The organism is Jeotgalibacillus sp. JSM ZJ347, assembly GCF_044383825.1.
Classification (GTDB): domain Bacteria; phylum Bacillota; class Bacilli; order Bacillales; family Jeotgalibacillaceae; genus Jeotgalibacillus.
The window spans coordinates 489,435-514,951 of sequence record NZ_JBISEN010000002.1; the positions used below are offsets into that span (position 1 = coordinate 489,435).

A 25,517-nucleotide genomic window follows, 5' to 3' on the forward strand; every position below is an offset into this window, starting at 1 on the left:
TTCGCCATATTCGTGTGATTTTAATTCATGGACATGATAAAGCACTTCATGGCTTGAAGGAACTGTTTCCTAAAGACATGAAGTGCTTTCAATTTTGGCTGGTGACTGCAGCGGGAGGGGGACTTCATGGCCGGGCGGTGAGCCAGCAGGCTTCGCCTTTGCCTCACCTGTCCCTTCCTGCCATAGCAGTCGCCCTCTTCCGCTACAGTCATCAGCTGTGCAATAACAAAAATGGACATTAACAATTCGTCATTCTAATAAATGTGACATTCAAACGTTCTGCATTATTTCCCCATCAAAGCAACCAGCAGCGCCTTTTGCGCATGCATTCTGTTCTCAGCTTCCTGAAAAACAACTGAATGCGGACCTTCGAGGACAGCTGTGCTTACTTCTTCTTCTCTATGAGCAGGGAGACAGTGCATGAAGATATAGTCAGCATCTGCGTGTGTAGTTAACTGTTCATTTACCTGAAAGCCTTCAAAAGCTTTCAGACGCTCTGCCTGTTCAGCTTCCTGTCCCATGCTTGCCCAGACATCTGTGTAAATGACGTGTGCATCAGCTGCAGCCTGGATAGGGTCATGGGTGACGGTGATGTCTGCCCCGGTTTTTGTGCCTTCAGCCTGTGCGTATGCAAGGATTTCAGCATCAGGCTCATAGCCGGCAGGGCAGGCAAGCGTAAAGGACATGCCCATTTTTGCAGCGCCGATCATCAGAGAGTGTGCAACGTTATTGCCATCTCCGATATAAGCCAGCTTTTTATGCTTAAAAGAACCAAATTTTTCATAAATCGTCAGCAGATCGGCAAGTGTCTGGCATGGATGATAATCATCGGTCAGCCCATTTATCACAGAAATTGAGCTATTTTCAGCAAGCTCCTGTACGGTCTTTTGAGCAAATGTGCGGATCATGAGGCCGTCTAAATAGCCTGAGAGCACGCGCGCTGTATCAGCAATCGTCTCGCCGCGGCCCATTTGAATATCTCTCGTGCTCAGGTACATTGCGTGACCGCCGAGTTGCAGCATACCTGCCTCAAACGAGACGCGTGTACGGGTGGATGATTTTTCAAAAATCATGCCAAGCACCTTTCCCTGCAAAAGAGGGAGGTGCTTGTTCTCAGGCTTTTTCAGTTCAGCTGCAAATTCGATCAGCTCTAAAATTTCATTTGATGTATAGTCTCTTAACGTCAGCAAATCCTTATGCTGAAGCGTTGGGATGAGCATATTCATACGAAAACTCCTTTTTTGGGCAGTGTATTGTAAAATGCTTCGACCGTTTCTTTTCTCGTCCAGACGTGCAGTCTGTGAATGGATGCTGTTCTGATCACTGATGGGTCAGCCTCCAGTGAAATGACGGCTTTTTTATCATCGCGGTCCATCCATTGATTAAAGCCAAGCGTCTCCGGTGTAAATACAAGAAATCCTTTTTCCTGCCATGATTTGATCAGTGCAGTTTCAAAGTGATTGGTGATAAAAATGCTGCCACCGTTCCACAGATCAGCAAGCTGCTGACTTGCGCCAGACAGTGCTTTTTTCATCGCGATTTCAGGATCTCTGTCTGACGCCATCACTTCACCGGTTGATGTCATCACTGGCGTTAGCTCCGGTGAAAGACCTGGCAGCTTGATATGAGAGAACACCGGTGCTTTTACCGTAAAGCCGCGCTGTCCGTTGAATACCTGTGAAATTCCAAGGTCATTCAGGCTTTGTCCAAGCATGATTGAAGTAGCATGCTGAACGAGTGGTACGTTTATTGATTTACTGCTGATTGGAATAGTTCTTGACGCACGCGGATTGATCTCGATGACATATAATCCGCTGTCCTGACAGACAAACTGAATATTGAATAAGCCTTTAAAATCAAGGTTTTTCGCAATGTGAATCGCTGTATCACATACTTGATCAAGCATGGATGCTGACAGTGAAAGTGGCGGTGTCACGGCAATACTGTCACCTGAATGCACGCCTGTACCTTCAATATGCTCATAGACAGCTGCGACCCATGCATTTTTACCATCAGATAGAACATCCACTTCAGCTTCTTTACCTTGAATAAATTTATCCACCAGCACAGGATACTCGATCTGAGCGGAAGCTAAATAAGCTTCGAGCTCCTCATCGCTGTTCAGCTTCATCATGCCGCTCCCGCCAATCACGTAAGATGGGCGGAGCAGGATCGGATAACTCAGATCATCTGCAGCCTGCCACACTTCAGCTGGCTGATTGGCAGTGAACCCAGGTATAACCGGCAGTCCGGCATGTTTCAGGAACGTGTAAAAACGGTCGCGGTCTTCCATCTCATCAAGAATGTCTGAAGATGAGCCGAGCAGGTGATAACCGGCATCCTCAAGCTCTTTTGCCACATTGATCGACGTCTGTCCACCGAACTGGACAATCACAGCGTTGATACCTTCAAATTCAAGGACATTCATAATATCTTCAGCACAAAGCGGTTCAAAATAAAGCGCATCTGCCACTTCATAATCTGTACTCACGGTTTCAGGATTATTGTTAATTAACACCGCTTCATAGCCCATTTTCTGCAGGGCAAGTACGCTGTGTACGCAGCAATAATCAAACTCAATACCCTGACCGATACGTATCGGACCTGAGCCGATGACAGCGACTTTCGGCTTTTTACTCTTGCGGTCATCAGACGTGCCGCTCCACGTTGAGTAAAAGTAATTCGTTTTCGCTTCAAACTCAGCTGCACACGTATCAACCATTCTGTAAGATGGTGTGATATTCCACTTCAGACGCTGTTCTTTTACAAAAGAATCCGGAACATTCCAGAAGGATGCAAGTTGCTGATCAGTAAAACCAAGCTTTTTCGCTTCAAGCATCTTTTCTTTCGTTACTTCAAGCCATGCAAGATCTTCATAAGCGAGCTGCGCTTTTACAAGGCGTGACAGGACAGACAGGTAGTAAAGTGAAATTTTTGTCCAGCTGTGAAGTGTTGATGTTGAGACGCCTCTTTTTAACAGCTCGAAAATCGCAAATAATCGGCGGTCATCAGGCTCTTTGACAAGTGCTTCAAGACCCTTCGTTTCAAGCTCTGATAAAGCAGGGAGGAAGAGACCGTCGATTTTCTGATCCAGTGAACGGATTGCCTTCTGGAAAGCTGCTTCGATTGAACGTTCAATCGCCATCACTTCACCGGTTGCTTTCATTTGAGTACCAAGCTGGCGGTTCGCGTCGCTGAACTGATCAAAAGGCCAGCGCGGAATTTTAACCGTGACATAATCAAGTGCCGGCTCAAAGCTTGCAAACGTCGTGCCGGTGACCGGATTCTTCAGCTCATGAAGGTGGTAACCAACCGCAAGCTTTGCAGCGAGTCGCGCAATCGGGTACCCGGTTGCTTTTGATGCAAGCGCTGAAGAGCGGCTGACACGCGGGTTAACTTCGATCAGGAAGTATTCGCCGCTTGAAGGGTGAAGGGCGAACTGAATATTACACCCGCCGACAATACCAAGCGCTTCAATGATTTTAATAGAAGAGGTTCTGAGCATATGATATTCCTTATCGTGCAGCGTCTGGCTTGGTGCTGTCACGATTGAATCCCCTGTATGCACGCCAACCGGATCAAGGTTTTCCATGTTACAGATCGTAATGCATGTGCCGGAAGCGTCACGCATCACTTCATATTCAATTTCCTTGTAGCCTGCAATGCTTTTTTCAACAAGACACTGGTAAATCGGACTTGCCGAGAGACCCTGTTTAACCAGTGATAAATATGTTTTCTCATCTTTAGCGATACCGCCGCCAAAGCCGCCAAGCGTATAGGCAGGACGGACGATGATCGGGTAGCCGCAAAAATCAGCGAAAGCCAGTGCTTCTTTTTCGTTGTAAATGATTTCACTGTCAGGGACCGGCTCGTTCAGTTCCTTCATCAGCGAGCGGAAAGCATCACGGTCCTCCGCTTTTTTAATTGAATGAATATCTGTTCCGAGAAGTTTTACGCCATATGCTTCAAGAATGCCTTGATCAGTCAGAGCCATTGCGAGGTTCAGTCCCGTCTGACCGCCGACTGTTGCAAGCAGGCCATCCGGCTTTTCTTTTTCAAGAATCTCTTTGACGCTTTCAACTGTCAGCGGCTCAAAATAGACGCGATCCGCCGTCGTTTCATCCGTCATAATGGTAGCCGGGTTGTTATTGATTAAAATGACTTCAATTCCTTCTTCGCGAAGGGCAGTGCAGGCCTGTGTGCCTGAATAATCAAATTCAGCTGCCTGACCAATGACAATTGCACCTGATCCAATGACTAATACTTTTTTTATCTCCTGCTGTTTAGGCATGTTGTGACACCTTCTTTTCCTGCCCGATCAGATTGAAAAACTCATCAAATACTTCATGGTGTTCAGCCGGGCCCGGTGAAGCCTCAGGGTGAAACTGAACCGTTAACAGCGGCAGGTTCTTGTGCTGCAGACCTTCAACGCTGCTGTCATTTACATTTGTATAAAGAATCTCCACATTAGGAGGGACGGAATCCATTTTTACAACGTAGCTGTGATTCTGTGAACTCATACTTACACGCTTTGTTTTCAGGTTCATCACCGGATGATTCGCGCCGCGGTGACCAAATGCCAGCTTCTCTGTTGATGCCCCAAAAGCAATGGCAAGCAGCTGGTGGCCAAGGCAGATTCCCAGTGTCGGATAAGCATTCGTCCATGCGCGGTAATCATCAATTTTATGCATAAGAGATGCAGGATCCCCCGGTCCATTAGAAAATAATAATCCATCTAAAGGAACATCCATCAGTTCATCCGTCGACACGGTATAAGGGAAGACGGTCACCTTGCAACCGCGGTCAAGCAGCGCCTGTAAAATGGATTTCTTATAGCCGAAGTCAATCAGTCCGATATGAGGGAAGCCCTCGCCGTGTATAACAGCGGTCTTTGCGGTTACGTGAGGCACGACAAACGTGCGGATCGGTTCCCAGGCAGGAAGCGGCTTCCCTTCAAGCTGCATTACCGCCTGCATCGTTCCGTCTTCGCGGATCGTCTGAATGACAGAGCGCGTATCCACGCCCGACATAATGGGGACGTTATGCATTACGGCAAACTCTAAAAGAGAAACGCCACGCTCAAGTGTACCCTTGTAAAGTTCAGTTACAATGATCCCTGCCGGCTGAATTTTTTTCGACTCAAGGTTCACTTCCTGAATCCCGTATTGACCCATCAGTGGGTAGGAAAATACAATAATCTGTCCATAGTAGGAAGGGTCAGTCAGCACTTCCTCATAGCCGGTCATCCCGGTGAAGAAGACGATTTCTCCTTGTACGTCTTTAACTGCGCCTTTCCATGCTCCTTCAAATGACTGTCCGTTCGACAGTGACAGCGTTCCTTTCATGAGAACCGCCTCCTTTAAATTAAATGATATTAAGTAATCGCTTATGATTTCCGCTTCAGGCGGACTTCGTGGCCGGGCGGTGAGCCATCAGGCTTCGCCGTGATCGTCTCACCTGTCCCTTCCTGCCACAGGAGTCGCCGCCTTACGCTTCAATCAACGCTTTGTAGTTGCCAGAAAAGTTATCTTTTTTGAATATTTATTAATTAAAATGTAATTTTATTCATTTGTATGAATAAGAATACTGTCCGGGAAGATGTGGGCTTCCGGGACAGCTGGTATTTAGATTTAATCGTGTGGGCGAGGTGAGGTCGGATAGGTCAAATTACACTAAGTGGCGAACATTGACGACTTAGTGTCGAACCATTTCATTTTTGCGTCGAACATGAGTGATCGAACGTCGAACCAGCAATGATTTACGCCGAACACACATGATTGAACGTCGAACCTCAAATACCCCTCAACTCACCGTATACTCCACCTGCATCATCGTCTTCTCAAGCAGTGAAGCAGCCTGCTTACACTCTTCATAGCTGACGGTCAGCGGTGGCAGGAGCCGGATTACGTTTGGTCCTGCGGGTACGAGCAGCAAGCCGTTTTCCTCAGCCTTTTTTACAATCGGTGCAGCTTCAGTACTTAGCACAATGCCGAGCATGAAGCCTTTTCCCTGAATGCATGTCACCTGCGAAAGTCCGAAAAGTGAAGCGAGCTGTTCGCGGAGGTAAGCGGCTTTTTGCCGGACTTCCTCGAGGAATGCTTCATCAAATACGTGATCAACAACTGTCTGCGCCGCTGTAACTGCGAGTGGATTACCCCCGTAAGTTGAGCCGTGTGAGCCGGGACCGAAATGTTCGGCCAGTGCCTCAGATCCAAGGATCGCACCAACTGGGAAGCCGCCGCCTAGTCCTTTTGCAAGCGTGACGATATTCGGCTTAAGTGGCGTCTGCTCGAATGCATAACGGGTTCCTGTCCGCCCGATCCCAGTTTGTACTTCATCAATGATCAGTAAAAATCCGGCTGACTCACTCAGCTTCTGCAGTTCAGCTGCAAAATCATCATCAATTGGATTTACGCCGCCTTCACCCTGAATCACTTCAAGCATGACTGCTGCGGTGTCTTCATCAATTGCAGTTTTTAAAGCTTCTATATCGTTAAAAGGGATCGTCCGAAACTCGGGCATGAGCGGTCCGAAACCTTCTTTTACTTTATCCTGACCGGTTGCCGCCATGGCACCGGTTGTTCGTCCGTGAAATGACTGTTCAAATGTAATGATGACATGTTTACCGGTCGCTTTCCGGGCAAGCTTAATCGCCGCTTCATTTGCTTCTGCGCCGCTGTTACAAAACAGTGCGCGTGATAGCGGCGTGTCTTTTACAAGATCAGCAGCGAGCTTTTCCTGTGCGGGACTTTCAAACAGGTTTGAAATGTGCCAGAGATTTTCAGCCTGTGCCTGCAGCGCACTCACCATGTTCGGATGACTGTGCCCGAGACTGACGACTGCAATACCGCTTGTGAAATCAAGATAGGTTTTACCCTGATCGTCCCAAACAGTTGTCCCTTCACCTTTAACAATATGAAGTGATCGCCTTGCGTAGTTTTGAAAAAGTGCACTCATCTGACAGCCACCTCCTTTAAAATCGTTGTGCCTTCAAGCATTTCGTCTACAATCCTGACAACCGGGATATCAGCTTCCAGACAGCCGGCAGCTGCCTGGACTTTTGGAATCATACCGCCATAAATGGTGCCGTCGGTAATCCAGTCGTTAATTTGATTTGGATGAGTCGTCGTAACGGTCTCACCATTCACTTTAATGCCTGTCGTATCAGTTACAAAAAGCAGTTCATCCGCCTGTACCGCAGCAGCGATTTTTTCAGCTGCGGTATCAGCATTAATGTTCAGCGCCTGCCCGTCATCTGTTCTGCCAATACACGAAATGACTGGAACCGTTTCTTTTAAAAGGTGTAGCAGGGCAGGATTTACATCATCAATCTTTCCAACGTAGCCGTATGTTTTCTGATCTAAAAAGGATGCCTTCATCAACCCGCCGTCAAAACCGTTTAAACCGATTGCCTGAATGCCAGCCTGTTCAAGCTGATGGACGATCCAGGGGTTCACGGAGCCAATGAGCGTTGTTTGAACGATGTCGATCGCTTCAGCATGGGTGACGCGCAGGCCGTTTACCACAGATGTTTCAACCTGTGCTTCCTTCAGTTTGCGGTTAATGGCAGGACCGCCGCCGTGGACGATGATCACCCTTTTGCCGCTTTCGATCATTTGGTGAATGCCCCTGAAAAAGTCCGATGTCAGTCGCTCAAGTAGGCTGCCCCCGAGCTTAATCACTGTTTTATGTTCTGTAGCTTGCGTTGATCTGGACGTAGTCATATGTCAGGTCGCACCCCCAGGCAAGCCCTTTTCCATCACCCTGATTCACGTTTACCTTCAGTTTGATTTCAGGCTGCTTCAGATATTCAGTAAGTTCATCTTCTGAAAATGGCAGTGGTTCTCCTTCGCGGACAACCGGTGTCTGACCGATCAGAATTTCAACTTCGTTCGGATCGATGGTCATGCCGCTATAGCCGACTGCAGCGAGAATACGTCCCCAGTTTGCATCGCATCCGAATGCAGCCGTTTTGACAAGCGGTGAGCCGACCACTGTTTTAGCGATCTTCCGTGCTTCCTCGTCGTTCTTAGCGCCAGTCACTTCAACTTCAATCAGCTTCGTTGCGCCTTCACCATCTTTAGCAATCATTTTCCCGAGGTCCTCACAGACGTGTAAAAGCGTCTGAACAAACACTTTCCAGTCAGGGTGGGAAGGAGAGAGCGTCTCATTTTCAGCCAGGCCATTCGCCATGACAAGCACCATATCATTCGTTGATGTATCCCCGTCGACTGTAATTGAGTTAAACGAACGGTCTACTACTGACTTTAACGCACCATGCAGGTGGTCTGATTCAATCGCTGCGTCGGTTGAAATAAAGCCGAGCATCGTCGCCATATTTGGATGAATCATACCTGAGCCTTTTGCAGTTCCTGCTACAGTGACTGTTTTACCGTCAATATCCACTTTATAAGCAGTGTTTTTGGATACTGTATCAGTTGTCAGGATCGACTGTGAAAAGTCAATTGACCCTTTTAATCCGGCAACCGGTTCTAACTTTGGGATCCCGTATTTCAGGCAGTCCATTGGGAGTTTTTCACCGATGACACCTGTTGAGGCTACGCCTACAAGGTGCGGTTCGATATTTAAAAGGTTTGCTGTCAGATGTTGCATCGTCTGCGCATCCACATAACCCTGTTTCCCTGTACAGGCATTCGCATTCCCTGAGTTCACAATAATGGCCTGCATCTTCTTTTCAACGGCAAGCGCCTCTTTCGTTACTTTTAATGGAGCAGCCTGAACTGCATTTGTGGTATAAACCCCCGCAGCGTTTGCAGGTACGTCACTCACAAGCAGAGCAAGGTCGTTCTTTTTATGTTTAATGCCGCAATGAAGTCCTGCAGCCTTAAATCCAATTGGCGAAGCAATATTATTCCCTGAAATCTTCTTAATCGATGGATAGACAGTCGTCATACAAACTTCATCTCCTTAAATTTAAGGTGCTCTGTAGATTGGCTGTTGATTTCCGCTTCAGGCGGACGCTTTCCGCGGCCGGGCGGTGAGCCCGCAGGCTTCGCCATGCCAGGTCTCACCTGTCCCTTCCTGCCGCAGGAGTCGCCGCCTTACGCTGCAATCACAGCTGTGCAAGTATATAAATGCGCTTATCGTGAAAAATAATCATTTGATTGGAATTATATATACGAAGGGACCAGATCGAGTCCTTCTGTTTCTTTAAATCCGAACTGAACGTTCATATTCTGAATGGCCTGACCTGCGGCACCTTTTACGAGGTTGTCAATCACTGAGACGATCGTGGCGCGGTTTGTCCGCTTATCCACATGAATTTGAAGGTCACAGTAATTTGAACCGTACACCTGGTTTGTGCTGAACTTTGGTCCCGGTGGCATCAGTCTGACAAACGTTTCATTTTGATAGCTGTCCTGATAACATTCCTGCAGCTGCTTTTCAGTTACACCGTCAGCAAGCGGTGCATAAGCAGCAGCCAAGATTCCCCGTGTCATTGGCACGAGGTGGGTGCTGAAGGTAATGGGTCGTGTCTTCTCCGCAAACCGGGCAAGGCCCGTTTCGATTTCAGGTATATGCTGATGTTTATTTACTTTATAGATAGAAAGACTTTCATTTGTTTCGCTGAAATGTGTCATTTGATTCGGCTTATTTCCTGCACCTGATACACCGCTTTTTGCGTCAATAATCAGGCTGTCAGTATTGATTAATCCGTTTTTAACCGCAGGCAGCAGGCTGAGCAGAACAGCTGTCGGATAGCAGCCTGGATTAGCAATCATTACCGCATCCTGCACCGCGTCACGGTTCCATTCAGTCAGTCCGTATACTGATTTCTGAAGAGAAGATTCCGGTGCTGCATCCTTCCCGTACCATTCGCTGTAATCTTCTGCTGAAAGCCTATAATCGCCTGACAGATCAATGATGCGTGGCCCCTTACCGATCAGAGGTGGCAGTAGTCTGCTTGTTACGCCGCTTGGTGTACTCGTGAATATAACATCGAGTTTTGCTAAATGTTCAATTCTGATTTTATGAAGAGGTGTGTCATAAATATTCATTAAATATGAATATTTATGAGAAAATAACTCTCCTTCATCAGAAGAAGTAAACAGGTCAATTGATGAAATTCCGCTGTGACGATGTAAAAGCCTGATCAGCTCAAGACCGCCATAACCAGTTGCACCTATAATCCCAACTTTCACATCCATCACTCCAAAAAAATATGTTAGGCATATTATAGAGATGTATAAAAATAAAATCAACCGTATTTTTATAAAGTATTAGGCAATTCAGTTATTGGTAACGCTTACAATATAGATAGGAGTAGGAAGAAAATTTTTTAATAAATATATTAAAATCGTTTCTAAACGTTGGCTAATGATTTCCGCTTCTGGGGGCCGCTTTCTGCGCCCGGGCGGTGACATCGCAGGAGTCGCCCCCTTACGCTTCAATCATCAGCTGTGAAAGTATAATGATGGACTATATAAAGATAAACCTTAATCTATATATCATTTATTACGACTGGACAAATTAATTATGTGCAAGTCCTGTAAATATCTTTCTTTGGTTTAATTCGTTAAAATAATAAGAAGTAATGAATTTAAAGGGAGGGTTTCATATCAGCCGTATTGCTTCGCATCCGTATGTGATGATTACACGTAAGATTGAGTGGGAAGAACAGCACATCATTGAGCACGAAAGCTTTTTGCACCTATACCCTCAAAAATTGACTGATGACGCAAATGAATTTTACTTTCACGAAATTCTTGACCTTTCCTATAAAGAAAGTCCGAGAAGCTTTGGACTGTTATACGTCCATACAACACGCGGGCTGTTCCCTTATAAAGTAAGAGAAAATCCGATTGAATTTATAAAGGTTGTTGAAGAAAAAATAAAGGGGATGAAGTGATGAGTTTTCAGTTCGAGCGTATTGATCACGTGCAATTGACAGCACCTGAAGGCAGTGAAGATGAGGCGCGAAGATTTTATTCTGATCTGCTTGGGTTGAAAGAAATGCCAAAGCCTGTTAACCTTCGTGGGAATGGCGGCTGCTGGTTTGAAATTGGCGATCAGGAGATTCATATTGGACGTGAAGAGTCATACACGCCGCCACGAAAAGCGCATCCGGCATTTGTTGTAAAGAATCTGGAAGAGTTGCGTCATCGTTTATCAAAAGAAAAAATAGATGTTTTTGAGGAACAGCCGATTGAAGGAAGAACCCGCTTTTTTGTCAGGGATCCCTTCGGAAATAAACTTGAATTTCTTGAATACCATGTTTAAAGCTTTTTTAGTGAGGTAAACAGATAAGTTTGACTAACAGCCTTTGACAAACACACTTAAGTGTGAAAAGATGGGAACAACAGATCGCAACTCTGTTATGCGCAGTTTTTGTATAAGGAGCGTATTTTTTTCAAATTTTAATCGTACGTACAAGTGACCGTTTTGCTTATGGAATGAAGTAGTTAGGAGGTCATCAGCATGCAGCGAATCATGATTATTGAAGATAACGCTGACCTTCGCTTGGATCTCACAGAACAGGTTTCTGACCTGGGGTATCAATCCATACCGGTCACAGATTTTGAACGGATTATAGAGCATTTCATCGAAGAAAAGCCAGACCTGGTGCTCTTGGATGTGAAACTGCCTTTTTTCGACGGATTTTACTGGTTCCGTCAAATCAGAGAGTATTCCAAATGTCCGATTGTCTATCTGTGGCATCACGAAGATGCAACAAGAGGGTTACAAGTGGCAAGAGAAGGTAAAAAAACTACTGGAGATGTGTTGCCGCTGACGTCGGAAATGTTAAGAACAACTTTGACACAGCATTTAAAAAATAGATTGAAATAGATCATTGACTCCCTGGCAGATTGCTTGGGGGTTTTTGTTTTGTCTAGGGTGCATCTTGATTGCTACCGCCCGGGTGGGTAATGTAACGAGTAGCAGGTCGTATCGCTACAATTTCTGGGCTGATTGATACAAACCTACCACACCATTGCTACAACCAGATCGGAAACTGTGACAACTTCCCATAATCACATCATTCAGTTGAAACAATTTCCCTGCTGGTACGTATAAAAGAATAGAACAAGTGAGGTGTTAGTGATGAAAAAAGAGAATATTGCTCTGATAGCGGGATTTATCTTTATGGGGGCGGTTGTTTCGATCCTCATCTATTTTGAAGTTGAATTCTTAAGCGCATTGGCATTTCCGATATTTGCTGCCGGGATGTCGCCGTACTTTTACATAAGATCCAAAGAGAAAGAAGCGAAGTGGCTGTCAAAGGCTGCTGAGCTTGAGGGTCGCTCGCTGCTTGATGAAAATGAATGGATCTTTGAGTGGGGTGGCAGTTCGGCAGGAGCGATGACCATTTTAGATAAAGAAGGGAAATATATTGGCGCCTATAAAATGGTGAATGTCCCGCTGCTAAAAAAGATTGCTGGTGAAGCTTTTAACGGACTATATGCTTTTTCATCCTTTACAGCAGGTGTGTTCACCTCTCATGATGAGCCGGCTGCTGCTTTTCAAAAAAGAAAGGAAGGCGGCCGGAATGTGCTGGAAATCAGGAATCACAGCGGTGAAACGGTCGGGTTTTATAAACAGGAAAGATCATTAAAGAAAATTTTTGGGGGAATCTATACTGCGAATGGAGAGCTGCTGTGCGATGTGCAGACGACATCCCTGTCCGGTGACTTTAACCTTAAGACCACAGACGGAAGATTTTTTGCATCGTACATGCACGGTTATTTCGACTACGCAATGAAGCCGCAGTTTCAGAAATCAACTGCGCTTGATCTAGTGAAAGTAGGCGATCAGCTTTCTGAAAATGAAAAAACGCTTGCCGCTGCAGTCGTCTGTTACTGGATGAGTGATCTGCAGCGTGGCAATTAACAGGGGTGACCTAAATGGAAAAAGCAATGTTCGCAGGCGGATGCTTCTGGTGCCTGGTCAGACCGATTCATGAGCGGGACGGCGTGTTGAAAGTGATCTCAGGTTATACAGGAGGTGCTGCTGAAGACGCTGTCTATTCAAAGGTGAAAAATGGCGGTACTGGTCATGTAGAAGCCGTCTATATTGAGTATGACCCTGAGCGGATTTCCTATAAAAAATTACTGGAGATTTACTGGCCGCTGACGGATCCGACCGATGCTGAAGGACAGTTCTCTGACCGTGGCGACGCGTACCGATCTATCATTTTTACTTATACAGATAAACAAAAGCAGGCAGCGCTTCAGTCAAGAAAGGAGCTTGCTGAGAGTGGGCGATTTGAAAAGCCTGTTGTCACAGAAATAAAGGAAGCAGGACCCTTTTATCCTGCTGAAGACTTTCATCAGGACTTTGATTTAAAAAACAGCTTTCGTTATGCGCTCTATGTTCAGGGTTCAGGTCGTGAAAAATTTCAGCGCAAATACTGGCCAAAAGACAGAACGCATTTAAAAGAGAAGTTGACTGATATGCAGTATATTGTGACGCAGGAAAATGGCACTGAGCCGCCCTATGAAAATGAATTCTGGGATAATGAGCGCGAAGGAATTTACGTGGATATCGTGTCAGGTGAACCGCTGTTTTCCTCACGTGATCAGTATGATGCGGGCTGCGGCTGGCCGTCATTTACAAAGCCGATCACGGACTCAATGGTCGAAGAAAAGTGGGATGTCTCTACAAAAAACACGCGGCGTGAGATCAGAAGCCGGCATGCTGATTCCCACCTCGGACATGTATTTGAAGACGGTCCTCACGATAAAGGCGGATTGCGCTACTGTATCAACTCTGCAGCACTCAGGTTTATTCCGAAAGAACGGCTTGAGGAAGAAGGTTACGGAGACTTTATGATATTATTTGCTTTAAAGAGAGATTAGAGGAGGACCTTCTGTTGAAAAATGCCAAGGTGGCTTTGCTCTTATTCGGAAGCCAGTTTTTTTATGTATTATTCCTGCCGATCTGGTTCACTTTTTACGGTGTATCGCTCATGAATATCGAGCAGGATGGCTCATTTGCTGGGCGCATGGTCCTGTATGCCGTGGGTTCTTATCCGGTTGTCATGATGATCGCCATTGTGATCTCGTGGATGTCTTACCATAAGTATAATTGGAAAAAGATGCTGCTTGTGAACAGCCTGCCGATTGTATGGATTGCGCCTATTTTGTTTACGTTTATTTTTGCGACGATTTTTGGCGGGTAGGTTTTAAAAATGTAAAAGAGCCTGAGTTTGTCTCAGGCTCTTTTGCGTTACTCACCAAACTTCGGCAATGTCATTTTATTGTGATAGAGCTGGTTAAACCACATTTTATAACCGAGGTCATTTGGATGAATGGTGTCATCAAGCATATCTTCAAGTGCAATGTCACGTTCAGTCATTTCGTTTGAAATTGCATCATGTGTATCAAAGTAGTGCCAGCCGTTTTCAGCGGCCACTGCTTTTGTCAGGTTATTGTAATCAGCAAACGTTAAGCCGAGTTCGTTCAGGCCTGATTCAGTCAGGTTTGTTTTTAAAATCGGATTAGGTGAGATGAATAGAATCTCAACGCCTGGTATTGCCTGAGTAAATGTACGGTAAAGCTCTTCAAGTGAAGACTTCGTTCCTTCAAGAGATACGCTTTGACGATAATTATTGATAACAGATGTCTCAAGGATTAACAGGTCAGGCCGGCTCTTGAGCACGCCGTCAATAACCTCTGGACGTAAAAGCATCTCAGACGTATAGCCTGAATGTCCGTGGTTGGCAATGGTGACATGCTTTAAAGGTCTTGATGTAGAGCGGATTTCACTTTGCAGTAGTGCTTTCCAGTTATGTGAAGGCGTGCTTGCGCCAACACCTTTTGTCACGCTGCTGCCCAGAACGGCAACGCGTGCTGAACCATTTTTTAATACGCGATAAGTGAGAAAATCGATATATGAAAGATCGTCATTATGTGCAGGGTTAAGTTTGTGCATTTCTTCCGCTACAGCGCTTTGCTTTGTGCGGTATTCGCCGCGTACCATTCCCATCAGTACGAGGAACACACAGCTGATTAACAGCAGCTTTGATAAATGTTTCATCTGGCAGGTACATTCCTTTCGTTTTTCGGTAACACGTTATAAATGTAATTGTAACATAAATGTAATAAAACCTCAATAGGTCTGCCGTCCTTCTCAGCAGAAGGAGAATGAACGCGTTATAATAGAAGACAGTAAATGTGTACAGGAGGTTTCAGGATATGGGTGCATTGAATCAGACAATGGTGATTGAACGTCCGATTGCAACGGTTTTTAACGAAACGATCCAAATGGAAAAGTCGCCTGAGATTATGGATCAGGTGGTGAGTGTAAAAAAGCTGACTGATGGACCGATTGGGGAAGGAACCAGATATGAGGAAGTCAGAGATCTCGGAGGCCGTAAAGTCCAGTCAGAGTTAGTTGTATCTGAATTTGCAGAGAACAAATCATATGCGGTGACAAGTGAACAAAATGGTGTCAAAATCAACTTTCGCTATACATTCAGGGAAGAAGATGAAAATAGTACGTTTGTGACATTTGATGGGACGATTACGACCCAGGGATTTGCACGGTCACTATTTAAAGGAATGATTGCCCGCATGATTTCAAAAGAGGAGTTATTCCATTTACAAAAGCTGAAAAAATACATTGAAAGCCGTACGGAGGGCAAGCATGACGAAAATAACGATTAAAAAAGGTTTTTCAGAAAAGATCCGTGAAGGATTTCCACTGCTGACAAAAGACATGGTGCAACAGGGCAATATTGATCAGGAAGGAAAAATATTTACAGCAATTGATCCTCGAGGTCAATTTCTCGCAAAAGGATATCTCGGGAAGCAGAATAAAGGATCAGGCTGGCTGTTGACGTGGAAGCAACAGGAGGAGATTGGAGAGCCGCTTTTTAAAAAGAAGCTTGAAGAGGCAGCTGCTTACCGGAAAAGCTTTTTTGAAGATAACCAGACAGATGCTTTCCGTCTCTTCAATGGAGAAGGCGATGGGATTGGCGGTCTGACGATCGATCACTATGCGGGTCATTACCTGTTCACATGGTACAGTATCGGAATTTATCAGTTCAGAGCCGAGATTTTGAGTGCGTTTGAACAGATTCTTCCTTTTAAAAGCATTTATGAAAAAAAGCGCTTTGATTCAAAGGGGCAGTATGTAGAAGATGATGATTTCGTAAAAGGTGAGCGGCCTGACTTTCCGCTGGTCGTAAAAGAAAATGGCGCACACTTTGCGGTTTATCTGAATGACGGGGCGATGACCGGTGTGTTTCTTGATCAGCGTAATGTGAGAAAGGCGATCAGGGATAAGTATGCTGAAGGTAAAACTGTTCTGAATACATTCTCTTATACAGGTGCTTTTTCAGTATTCGCAGCACTTGGAGGAGCAATGAAAACGACAAGTGTTGACCTGGCAAACCGCAGCGTTCCGAAAACGATCGAGCAGTTCAGCATGAATGGTATTGACTATGAAGCACAGGATATCCTTGTGCGTGACGTCTTTCGTTATTTCAATTATTGTGTGAAAAACGAAGTCAAATTTGACCTGGTCATCATGGACCCGCCAAGCTTTGCACGCTCGAAAAAGCATACATTTTCAGCGGCAAAAGATTATAAGAACCTTGTGAAGCAGGCGATTGACATCACTGAGAAAAAAGGTGTCATTGTAGCGTCTACAAACGCCGCTTCATTTGATATGAAAAAATTTCGGTCATTTATTGATCAGGCTTTCAAGGAAAAAGGCGCACGCTACAAAATCATCGAAACGTTCTCGCTTCCGGAAGACTTCCGCACGACAGAAGGTTATCCGGCGGGAGATTATTTGAAGGTTTGTGTGATACAGACGTTTTAATTATTTGTCCTAATTAAGTTTGGCTGGTGATTTCCGCTTCAGGGGGACGCTTTCCGCGGCCGGGGCAGGAAAGCGCAGTTCCACACGGAAAGGAACTGCGTTTTTAAAAGTACATATCGTTTTGAAAGGAGGATCACTGATGGAGTCCGTTACATTATCTGCAAGAAGACTCGCTGAATATGTGCACCGCAGCGGCAGCATAGACGCTGCAATCGGTAGCGTAAATGCCATGATGGAAGGGACCAGAATCCATCAGGCGATTCAGAAAACATACGGCGAAGAAGATGAAAAAGAAAAATTTCTCTCCCGCGCACTCGACCTCGACGGTAAAACGTTTATTTTAGAAGGACGCTGTGACGGCTTCTTGAAGCGTGAGAGCGGTTATGTTGTAGATGAAATTAAATCTACCTCAAGACAGCTCGAAGACATCGAATCGCCTGCAGAGGTCCACAAAGCGCAGGCATTTGTCTATGCGTGGATTTTAACAGAAGAACTGAACTTAACAGAGATTCGGGTGCAGGTGACGTACGTGCAGTCCTCAACGCGGGAGGAAATGCGCTTTATCGAAACGCACACAGCAGCCTTTTTAAAAGAAAAAGTCATTGAAATGGTGAAAATCTACGAGCCCTTTGCTTTATTAATGCAGAGTCTGAGGAAAGATCGTCAGGATTCGATTGAAACGTTCAGCTTCCCTTTTGAATCATTCAGACCTGGCCAGCGGGAGCTTGCGGGCTCAGTCTATAAAACCATTAACGAAAAGGCAAAGCTTTTTGCGCAGGCGCCGACCGGGATCGGTAAGACGATTTCAACGTTATTTCCTGCTGTCAAAGCGGCTGGTGAAGAAAAAATTAACCAGATTGTGTATACAACCGCTAAAACAACGACGCGTATTGCGGCGGAGGAAGCATTTGGTCTGATGCACAGCCGGGGTTTGAAGATGTCGGCTGTCTCAATGACTGCAAAGGATAAAATCTGTTTTAAGGAAAAAACGATCTGCCAGAAGGAATACTGTGAATTTGCTGACGGGCACTTTGAGCGGATCAATGGCGCCATGATGGATATCTTAGAACATGAAACCCTGATGACGCGCACAGTGATCGAGCAATATGCGATGAAGCACCGCGTATGCCCGTTTGAATTTTCAATGGACCTTTCTTATGTAACAGATGCGATGATCGGGGACTACAATTACATATTTGATCCGCGCGTTTCAAGGAAGCGTATGGCAGGTGAGCAGAAGAGCAGGTCGGTGCTGCTTGTGGACGAGGCGCATAATCTGCCGGACCGGGCGAGCAGTATGTATTCTGCGTCACTGACAAAGGCACCGTTTTTACAGCTGAGCAGAAATGATCAGTACCCAGCACTCAAGCAGGCAGCAAAGCGTGTGAATAAAACGTTTCTTGAGATGAAAAAAGAACTTCAGGATTCGTTTGCGATCGTAGACAGTCTGCCTGAAGAATGGCTTGAAGCAGTACAGGCATTTTTCACAGAAGCTGAAAGGCTTGTGCAGTCAGGTGTTCGTGATGAGCAGGTGATTGATCAATACTTTGCTGTGCGCCAGCTGACGGCTGCAGCTGAACAGGTGGACGAGCGGTTTTACATTTACATTCAGAAAATGCGTAATGATGTGCTGGTGAAAATCGTCTGTATGGACCCTTCCGCCTTTATACAGGGGTCTGCTAAAGGGTACCGGGCTTCAATCTTTTTCAGTGCAACCATGCAGCCTGTATCTTATATCAGAACAATGCTTGGCGGTGAGCAGGAGGACTTTCAGCTCGATTTGCCGTCTCCTTTCAGTAAAGACCAGATTGAAGTGAAAACAGTGGCTGTGTCCACTAAATATAAGGACCGGGAAGCGACAATCAGGCGGATTACGGATGAACTCCGAAACGCAATTGAGCATCACTCGGGCAACTTCATGATCTTTTTTCCTTCCTATGCGTATATGAAAATGGCGTATGAGTTTTTTGAGGAGGAAGGTATTGAAGGTGTTGAACTGATCATGCAGTCCTTCGGCATGGATGAAACGGAACGTGATTTGTTTTTAGCTTCATTTAAAAATGGGCGAAGGGTGGCAGCATTTGCTGTACTTGGCGGCGTGTTTTCTGAGGGAGTGGACCTGCCGGGTGAACAGTTAACCGGTGTCGCGATTGTTGGCGTTGGATTGCCGCAGATTAACCCTGAACGTGACCAGTTGAAGAAGTATTTTCAGGAAAAAGGGTTGAACGGCTATCAGTATGCGTACGTTTTTCCGGGGATGAACAAGGTGCTGCAGGCAGGCGGACGGCTGATCCGCACTGAGAAGGACAGCGGGATTCTGCTGTTGATTGATGACCGTTATTTGACTGTGCAGTACCGGACATTATTGCCGGATGAGTGGAAGTAGAGGTTGTTTTCATAAGAGTTCTTAGAAAAGTATCGGGTGCTCGGAGAATAACATCGCATGTTCGGAGCATAGATCATATGCTTCTTAGAAACTCATGGCAGGTTCTTAGAAGAAATGCCATTGTTCTTAGAAAAGTATCATTAGACCCAGCCCGCACTCAAACAAAAAACGATCCGGGAGCCAAGCCTCCGGATCGTACAAACGTAAAATCAATATACCTTCTTCACTCGGCCTACCTGTCCATCCTCGAGGCGTACTTTGATGCCGTGCGGATGACTTGGTGAGTTCGTTAAAATATCTTTTACTGTACCAGCTGTCAGGTTGCCTGATCGCTGGTCTTTTTTTAAGACAATATCGACCTTTTTACCGGGTGCGATATCGCTTCGTTTCTGTCCGTTCATGATGAATAACCCCGTTTCAATTTTTTCTAAGTATATCACACAAACCACTTCTATTATCCGCTGCAAACATTCGATCTTCCCACAAAAAAATTTTAAAAATTGTTTATTAATACAGGATTGTTTAGTTAATGGGAATAACGGTACATTTACTTTGTACAGGAAGGTGACTACTACAGGTCAGTCTGTGAGTTTAAGAAATAGTATTATAAAGGCCTGGGGGTGAGCTGTTTTCATTCCATTCATCAAGAACATTATGACAAAATTTTTACAATATGATGGAAATGGTTTGAAATATTTTATTATGTGGGAATAGTAAGGTGCACGAATTAAATTGAGAAGAGAGGATTGTCAGAAATGACACTTCAAAGCATTTTACAGGAATTCCATTCATTAAAAGCGGAGTCCATTCCAGTAGATTTACTTGATGAGAGATATGCTGATTTGATGATCCGGATGGAACAGTCTTATGAGATCCCAGATGTCATCACTGCAGAATGGGAAGAGAAGAATAGATCAGTGAGTACAGTGTATAGACTAATTGCGAGCAATCGGCTGATGGATACTTAAATAAGTGGATGAGAACCGTTTGGTGTGGGTGCCGGACGGTTTTCTGATTGTATGGTGGGTGTGGTTCGGAGAAAAATCGACCACGTTCAGAGAAAAACATCGAATGTTCGGCGTTCAACCGGCCATGTTCGGAGAAAAAACATGGATGTTCGTAGTAAAGTGTAAAAAGACCTATCAAGGACAGCGCACCTCTGACCGCTCGCGTCAGCTGCCAGCACAAAAAACCGCCACTCCCAAAGAGCGGCGGTCCAAAACCAATTATTTCTTCAACACATCAGGCAGCGTGCTGTAATAATCCGAAATCACGCGCAGTCCCTGATCAAAGTTCTCTAAATGAAAATGTTCGTTCGGCGCATGGAAATTCTCGCCCGGCAGACCGAAGCCCATCAATACGATTGGCTTTTGCAGAATCTGATCGAATGCTGCAACGATCGGAATCGACCCTCCACCACGGATAAACTGAGTCGGTACGCCGTACACTCGCTCATAGGATGCACCTGCAGCCTGAATGGCCGGGTGATCGTAAGGCGTTACGTATGGTGCGCCTTTATCAAATGGTGTGACTTCAACTGTGACACCAGGTGGCGTGTGCGCTTCAACGTGTTTTGTCAGCAGCTCAACGATTTCATCAGGATCCTGATGTGGAACGAGGCGGCATGTGATTTTTGCATGTGCTTCATTCGGCAGCACTGTTTTGATACCTTCGCCTTCGAACCCTCCCCACATCCCATTGATTTCAAGGGTTGGGCGCGTCCACATGCGCTCAAGTGACGTATAACCTTTTTCGCCGAATAATTCTCCGACTTCAAGCTCTTTTTTCAAAGATTCATCTGAAAAGTTCAGTGCTTCATACGCTGTTTTTTCTTCATCAGTGAGCGGCTCAACTTTATCGTAAAAGCGGTCTACCTGAATCACGCCGTTTTCGTCACGGAATGAATCAAGCAATCTCACAAGTGCATGAAGCGCATTCTGCACAGCGCCGCCATACAGTCCTGAATGAAGATCGCCTTTTGCGCCTTTTACATCAATCTGAATGCCTGCAAGTCCACGAAGGCCGTAACAGATCGCCGGCTGTCCTTTTTCCTGCATCCCTGTATCTGAAATCACGATCACATCTGATGATAGCAGTTCTTGATTCTCTTCAACGAACTTTGGCAGGTTGACGCTGCCGATCTCTTCTTCGCCTTCAATTAAAAACTTCAGATTGACTGGCAGGCTGCCGTGTTCCCTCAATAAAGCTTCTACCGCTTTTACATGCATGAATGATTGTCCTTTATCATCCGTTGCCCCGCGCGCGAAAATTTTATTATCACGAATCGCAGGCTGGAAAGGTTCTGTTTCCCATAAATGAAGCGGATCAACCGGCTGGACGTCATAGTGACCGTATACGAGGACGGTTGGTGCACCTTCAGCATGAAGCCAGTCGCCGTAGACAACAGGGTGTCCGGGTGTCGGGATGATCTGAACGTTTTCCATCCCAATGCTGCGCAGGTTTTCTGCGATCCATTCGCCGCCTTTCAGCGTATCCTGCTTATGTTCTGAGAGTGAGCTGACGCTTGGGATTGACAGCCATTCTGTCAGTTCTGCTAAATGCCGGTCGCGATTGTCGCGGAAGTATTGATCTAATGCCATTTTCAAACACTCCTTAATAAAGATTGACAGTATATTAGTACGGTGTTATACTATTGGTTGATCGTTTTACGGGAGCGGTTGTCAGGCGGATATCGCCAACCGCCATATTTAAATAACTAGGTCTGGAAATCCAAGGCCTGAATTTAAGCGGCTCACCTTCTGAGTACGCTAAGCAGTTAAGCTATTTCACCGATTGAAGCAAAAACCCTCTAAAAAATGCCGGGGTCGTTGCCCGGAGACAGTACTTCAAACTACTACGCAGTAACTGTGCACTTCTAAAGGTTCTATCTCACCGAACCGATTCAGACCAAAAATTCCAGATTACTTTATGAACGAATTCAACGTTTTAAAGTAGTATCTGATTCACACTGGCGCAGCTTCGGAGCTGCAAGGACGAAAGAGAGGTTAGGGCTTTCGTTGTTTTAGGTATTATGTAATGCCGCTCCCGTAAGGCAGATCACCAATCCTCTTTAACATTACTCCTAAACGCACATCATTTCAATTTTCTTTCCATCTGCATCCAAAATGATCGACTTTTCAGTTAATGACAGTGGAATTTTTATTCAGGATAGTATACGCTAGTTCTATCTAATTTTTTTACATATTGCTATTTTATCAGGAGGAATATCGTTGGAATTTATAGCCATAGCTGCTTTGCTTTTTGCCTCATTCTTTTTATCAGGAAGTGAGACAGCACTGACTGCTGTTAATAAAATGAAGGTTAAAACCCGTGCTGAGCAGGGTGATCGTGCAGCCGAAAAGCTGTTGAAACAGGTATCTAAGCCGGATCAGATGATTACAACCATTTTAATTGGTAATAATATCTCCAATATCCTTTTACCTGTTCTTGTGACAATCATTGCGATTGATTACAGTATCCAGGTGGCACTCGCAACCGGGATTCTTACTGTTACACTGATTATTTTTGCTGAAGTATTACCTAAAACGATAGCGGCAACATTTGCTGATCGTATTGCATATATTGTAGCGCCGGTCATCCGCTTTTTGATGACAATTTTTAAGCCGGTCACATGGCTGTTGTCCCGGTTCACAAACATCGTCATTCGCATCCTGTCAAAAGGAGACATCAAAGAAGCGACGATCACAAAAGAAGAGCTTCGGACAATGGTTGATATCGCATCAACGGAAGGAACATTCCTTGGTGATGAATCCCTTCGTATTAAAGGAGTTCTGGATTTCCAGAAAAAAGACGTAGGCGATGCAATGAAGACACCGCGTGTAGACATCATCGGTATTCCGCTTGAAACGACTTACGAAGAAGTACGTGATTATGTTATTGACAATCCTTATACGCGCTATCCGGTGTATAAAGAAAATATGGATAATATTGTCGGGGTGTTTCATTCCAAGCAGGTGATCGAATGGTCGCTGACGCCGGAGAAGCCGCTGACAGAGTTTATGGATAACGATCCGCTGTTTACAGTGGAAACGACATCGATAGAACGCATCTTCAAACGCATGCTTCAGGCAAAAAAGCATTTTGCGATTGTGCTTGATGAATACGGTGGTACTCTTGGAATCATTACCCATGAGGATATCATTGAAGCGATGATCGGGCAGGAGATTTCAGATGAAAATGACGATGAAGAAGAATCGTGGATTGATGAGCTCACAGAGCGGACGATCGTCTGCCACGGTAAGCTGAATATCCATCGACTGAATGAAGTATTCTCAACAAGAATTCCTGAGGAACAGGATGTACTTGCAGGATTTGTTCTGAAAGAAATCGGTCACCTGCCTGAAGAAGGCGATGAATTCGATTTCCAGCACCTGCGCTTTACCGTCCTTGAAATGGAAAAGAATAAAATCACAAAAGTCCGCATCGAAAAGCGCGTCATTGACGGCATTGCGGATGATAAAGATATTGATAACGAAAGCTGATGGCCTATGCCGTCAGTTTTTTTCTTTATCTAAAGGCTATATGAAAGTTGGCTGTTGATTGTAGCTCCAAGGGGGGACGCTTTCCGCAGGATCGGCGGTGAGCCTCCTCGCGCTTCGCGCTGAGGGGTCTCACCTGTCCGATTTCTCCTGCTGGAATCGGACCCCCTTCCGCTACAATCAACAGCTGTGCAAAAACAACAATGACCTTAATACAGCTTATCTAAAAGCAACATCTATAGAAATTTAAGCGAAGTGTTTCGTATTCATTTAATACTGCTGGAATAAACTAATACATTCTGACAGTTAATGAGCTTTTATAAAAAATCCTCAGTGCAGCGGGGCGCAGGGCGGTGACTCCGGGACGATTAGAGGGAAGCTGAGACCCCGCAAGGCGAAGCCTGAGGAGGCTCAGCAACCTCCATCCGGAAAGCATCCGCCCGAAGCGCAGCGGAACGATTAAAGAAGATTGAAACTTTTTTCTCATCAGTTATCTTTCGCCTGCCGAATAGGTTTGAAAATTCACACATTAGGTCTTGACTAAACCCAAGTGGTGTTGTAGGATTAGCGTATTAAAGTGAATAGCTCTTATCGAGAGTGGTGGAGGGATATGGCCCTGTGAAGCCCGGCAACCGCTGACTTTGTCAGAAAGGTGCTACATCCATCAGGCATTGCCTGAAAGATAAGACAGAAGTAAAAACGTTTCTTCTTCTGTCTGTCGCAGAGGGAGTTTTTTTATTTTAGACGATAGAAAATAAGGAGAGTGGACCTGTAATGAAATATGGATTCTGGCTTCCGATTTTTGGCGGGTGGCTGCGCAATGTAGAAGATGAAAATATGCCGCCGACGTTTGATTATGCGAAAAAAGTAATTCAGTCAGCAGAGATGTGGGGTTATGACACGACACTGATCGCTGAACTGTACCTGAATGATATAAAAGGACCTGAGCGGGATTCCATTGAGGCCTGGTCTACTGCGGCAGCACTTGCAGCAGTTACAGAAAAAATTGAAATTATGACAGCGATTCGTCCGGGGTTCCATAACCCGGCAGTGGCTGCGAAAATGGCTTCAAATATTGATCATATTTCAAATGGACGCTTCACACTGAATGTTGTATCTGCCTGGTGGGCTGAGGAAGCGAAGCAGTATGGCGGTGCTTTTACAGAGCATGATGAGCGCTACGAGCGTACAGATGAGTTCCTGACAATTTTAAAAGGGCTCTGGACAGAAGATACATTCAGCTTTAAAGGAAAATATTATGATATTGAAAATACAAAACTTGAGCCAAAGCCGATTCAGCGTCCGAACCCGATTCTGTATGCAGGCGGTGAAAGCCCGCGCGGCAAGCAGTCGATTGTTGAACACTGTGATTCTTATGTGATGCATGGCGGAACGGTTGAAGAGATTGAAACAAAAATTAATGATATGAAATCGCGCCGTGCTGAAGCCGGAAAGGATCCGTTTGGTTCATTTGGAATGGCTGCGTTCATTATCTGCCGGGACACAGAAGAGGAAGTGCAGGCTGAGCTTGAGCGGATTACAGATGTAAAAGATGTAAGCGGATATGCAGGCTACAATGATTTTGTCAGTAAGTCCCAGCTTGAACAGCAGGTGAAATTGATGGATTACTCGGTATCGAACCGCGGCCTCAGACCGAACCTGATCGGAACGCCTGAACAGATTGCCGACCGCATCATTGAATTTGAAAATGCAGGTCTTGACCTGTTACTGCTTCAATTCTCTCCTCAGCTTGAAGAGATGAAACGTTTTTCTGAAAAAGTGATGCCACTGGTTGAAGAAAAGAGAAGAATTCAGCAGGAAATCAACATTTAGGGGGAAGACAG

At 45.4% G+C, this 25,517-nt stretch carries 23 protein-coding genes and 1 riboswitch; of the genes, 13 read left to right on the forward strand and 10 right to left on the reverse strand.

Going from position 1 to position 25,517, the window contains the following annotated elements:
• Positions 1 to 284: 284 nt before the first annotated feature.
• The 7 genes from argF to argC form a co-directional block, all read right to left on the reverse strand.
• Complete coding sequence (gene argF, locus ACH6CZ_RS08235) at positions 285 to 1,226, reverse strand: ornithine carbamoyltransferase (protein WP_374096950.1); 942 nt, start codon at positions 1,224 to 1,226, stop codon at positions 285 to 287.
• Positions 1,223 to 4,291, reverse strand: coding sequence for a carbamoyl-phosphate synthase (glutamine-hydrolyzing) large subunit (locus ACH6CZ_RS08240; protein ID WP_374096951.1), 3,069 nt, complete (start codon positions 4,289 to 4,291; stop codon positions 1,223 to 1,225). Before ACH6CZ_RS08240 ends, argF begins: the two co-directional genes overlap by 4 nt.
• Positions 4,284 to 5,345, reverse strand: coding sequence for a carbamoyl phosphate synthase small subunit (locus ACH6CZ_RS08245; RefSeq protein WP_374096952.1), 1,062 nt, complete (start codon positions 5,343 to 5,345; stop codon positions 4,284 to 4,286). The genes ACH6CZ_RS08240 and ACH6CZ_RS08245 overlap by 8 nt, the downstream gene beginning before the upstream one ends.
• Before the next feature lie 457 nt (positions 5,346 to 5,802).
• Positions 5,803 to 6,957, reverse strand: a complete 1,155-nt coding sequence (locus ACH6CZ_RS08250) for an acetylornithine transaminase (protein WP_374096953.1) — start codon at positions 6,955 to 6,957, stop codon at positions 5,803 to 5,805.
• Positions 6,954 to 7,724 carry an acetylglutamate kinase gene (argB, locus tag ACH6CZ_RS08255; protein ID WP_374096954.1) on the reverse strand — a complete coding sequence of 257 codons (771 nt, stop codon included), beginning with the start codon at positions 7,722 to 7,724 and terminating at the stop codon, positions 6,954 to 6,956. Before argB ends, ACH6CZ_RS08250 begins: the two co-directional genes overlap by 4 nt.
• A complete protein-coding gene (gene argJ / locus ACH6CZ_RS08260; protein WP_374096955.1) occupies positions 7,687 to 8,913 on the reverse strand; it encodes a bifunctional ornithine acetyltransferase/N-acetylglutamate synthase in 1,227 nt (408 codons plus the stop codon). The genes argB and argJ overlap by 38 nt, the downstream gene beginning before the upstream one ends.
• A gap of 218 nt (positions 8,914 to 9,131) precedes the next feature.
• Complete coding sequence (gene argC, locus ACH6CZ_RS08265; RefSeq protein ID WP_374096956.1) at positions 9,132 to 10,163, reverse strand: N-acetyl-gamma-glutamyl-phosphate reductase; 1,032 nt, start codon at positions 10,161 to 10,163, stop codon at positions 9,132 to 9,134.
• Between the two features lie 392 nt (positions 10,164 to 10,555).
• On the opposite strand from argC, the gene ACH6CZ_RS08270 reads away from it, so the two are divergent.
• The 6 genes from ACH6CZ_RS08270 to ACH6CZ_RS08295 all read left to right on the forward strand — a co-directional run bounded on the left by ACH6CZ_RS08270 (position 10,556) and on the right by ACH6CZ_RS08295 (position 14,140).
• Positions 10,556 to 10,870 (forward strand): hypothetical protein, encoded by a 315-nt coding sequence (locus ACH6CZ_RS08270; protein ID WP_374096957.1) that lies wholly within the window; start codon positions 10,556 to 10,558, stop codon positions 10,868 to 10,870.
• Positions 10,870 to 11,241: a VOC family protein gene (locus ACH6CZ_RS08275; protein ID WP_374096958.1), complete on the forward strand. Its 372-nt coding sequence runs from the start codon at positions 10,870 to 10,872 to the stop codon at positions 11,239 to 11,241. Before ACH6CZ_RS08270 ends, ACH6CZ_RS08275 begins: the two co-directional genes overlap by 1 nt.
• A 198-nt stretch (positions 11,242 to 11,439) precedes the next feature.
• On the forward strand, positions 11,440 to 11,808 hold the full coding sequence (locus tag ACH6CZ_RS08280; protein WP_052268767.1) for a response regulator: 369 nt from the start codon (positions 11,440 to 11,442) through the stop codon (positions 11,806 to 11,808).
• Positions 11,809 to 12,063: 255 nt separating this feature from the next.
• Positions 12,064 to 12,849: a hypothetical protein gene (locus ACH6CZ_RS08285; protein WP_374096959.1), complete on the forward strand. Its 786-nt coding sequence runs from the start codon at positions 12,064 to 12,066 to the stop codon at positions 12,847 to 12,849.
• Positions 12,850 to 12,863: 14 nt separating this feature from the next.
• A complete protein-coding gene (gene msrB, locus ACH6CZ_RS08290; protein WP_374096960.1) occupies positions 12,864 to 13,817 on the forward strand; it encodes a peptide-methionine (R)-S-oxide reductase MsrB in 954 nt (317 codons plus the stop codon).
• A gap of 14 nt (positions 13,818 to 13,831) precedes the next feature.
• Positions 13,832 to 14,140 carry a hypothetical protein gene (locus ACH6CZ_RS08295; RefSeq protein ID WP_374096961.1) on the forward strand — a complete coding sequence of 103 codons (309 nt, stop codon included), beginning with the start codon at positions 13,832 to 13,834 and terminating at the stop codon, positions 14,138 to 14,140.
• 47 nt (positions 14,141 to 14,187) lie between these two features.
• Here the strand turns inward: ACH6CZ_RS08295 and ACH6CZ_RS08300 are convergent, their stop codons facing one another.
• Positions 14,188 to 14,997, reverse strand: a complete 810-nt coding sequence (locus ACH6CZ_RS08300) for an SGNH/GDSL hydrolase family protein (RefSeq protein WP_374096962.1) — start codon at positions 14,995 to 14,997, stop codon at positions 14,188 to 14,190.
• Positions 14,998 to 15,155: 158 nt separating this feature from the next.
• Between ACH6CZ_RS08300 and ACH6CZ_RS08305 the strand changes: the two genes are divergently transcribed.
• The 3 genes from ACH6CZ_RS08305 (at position 15,156) to ACH6CZ_RS08315 (ending at position 19,174) form a co-directional block, all read left to right on the forward strand.
• Complete coding sequence (locus ACH6CZ_RS08305) at positions 15,156 to 15,626, forward strand: SRPBCC family protein (protein ID WP_374096963.1); 471 nt, start codon at positions 15,156 to 15,158, stop codon at positions 15,624 to 15,626.
• Positions 15,607 to 16,788 (forward strand): class I SAM-dependent rRNA methyltransferase, encoded by a 1,182-nt coding sequence (locus ACH6CZ_RS08310; protein WP_374096964.1) that lies wholly within the window; start codon positions 15,607 to 15,609, stop codon positions 16,786 to 16,788. Before ACH6CZ_RS08305 ends, ACH6CZ_RS08310 begins: the two co-directional genes overlap by 20 nt.
• A gap of 139 nt (positions 16,789 to 16,927) precedes the next feature.
• On the forward strand, positions 16,928 to 19,174 hold the full coding sequence (locus ACH6CZ_RS08315) for a helicase C-terminal domain-containing protein (RefSeq protein WP_374096965.1): 2,247 nt from the start codon (positions 16,928 to 16,930) through the stop codon (positions 19,172 to 19,174).
• A gap of 209 nt (positions 19,175 to 19,383) precedes the next feature.
• Here the strand turns inward: ACH6CZ_RS08315 and ACH6CZ_RS08320 are convergent, their stop codons facing one another.
• Entirely contained in the window at positions 19,384 to 19,575 is a 192-nt protein-coding gene (locus ACH6CZ_RS08320) for a YwbE family protein (protein WP_374096966.1), read from the reverse strand.
• Positions 19,576 to 19,929: 354 nt separating this feature from the next.
• Between ACH6CZ_RS08320 and ACH6CZ_RS08325 the strand changes: the two genes are divergently transcribed.
• Entirely contained in the window at positions 19,930 to 20,142 is a 213-nt protein-coding gene (locus ACH6CZ_RS08325; RefSeq protein ID WP_374096967.1) for a hypothetical protein, read from the forward strand.
• A gap of 4 nt (positions 20,143 to 20,146) precedes the next feature.
• Positions 20,147 to 20,434, forward strand: coding sequence for a hypothetical protein (locus tag ACH6CZ_RS08330; RefSeq protein ID WP_374096968.1), 288 nt, complete (start codon positions 20,147 to 20,149; stop codon positions 20,432 to 20,434).
• On the opposite strand, the gene ACH6CZ_RS08335 is transcribed toward ACH6CZ_RS08330, so the two are convergent.
• Complete coding sequence (locus tag ACH6CZ_RS08335) at positions 20,401 to 21,774, reverse strand: dipeptidase (protein ID WP_374096969.1); 1,374 nt, start codon at positions 21,772 to 21,774, stop codon at positions 20,401 to 20,403. The two genes, ACH6CZ_RS08330 and ACH6CZ_RS08335, sit on opposite strands and share 34 nt — an antisense overlap.
• Positions 21,775 to 22,404: 630 nt before the next feature.
• Here ACH6CZ_RS08335 and ACH6CZ_RS08340 point away from each other — a divergent pair.
• Positions 22,405 to 23,676, forward strand: a complete 1,272-nt coding sequence (locus ACH6CZ_RS08340; protein WP_374096970.1) for a hemolysin family protein — start codon at positions 22,405 to 22,407, stop codon at positions 23,674 to 23,676.
• Between the two features lie 582 nt (positions 23,677 to 24,258).
• A riboswitch (SAM riboswitch) is annotated at positions 24,259 to 24,362 on the forward strand.
• A gap of 85 nt (positions 24,363 to 24,447) precedes the next feature.
• Positions 24,448 to 25,506: an LLM class flavin-dependent oxidoreductase gene (locus tag ACH6CZ_RS08345; protein ID WP_374096971.1), complete on the forward strand. Its 1,059-nt coding sequence runs from the start codon at positions 24,448 to 24,450 to the stop codon at positions 25,504 to 25,506.
• The last annotated feature ends 11 nt before the right edge of the window (positions 25,507 to 25,517 follow it).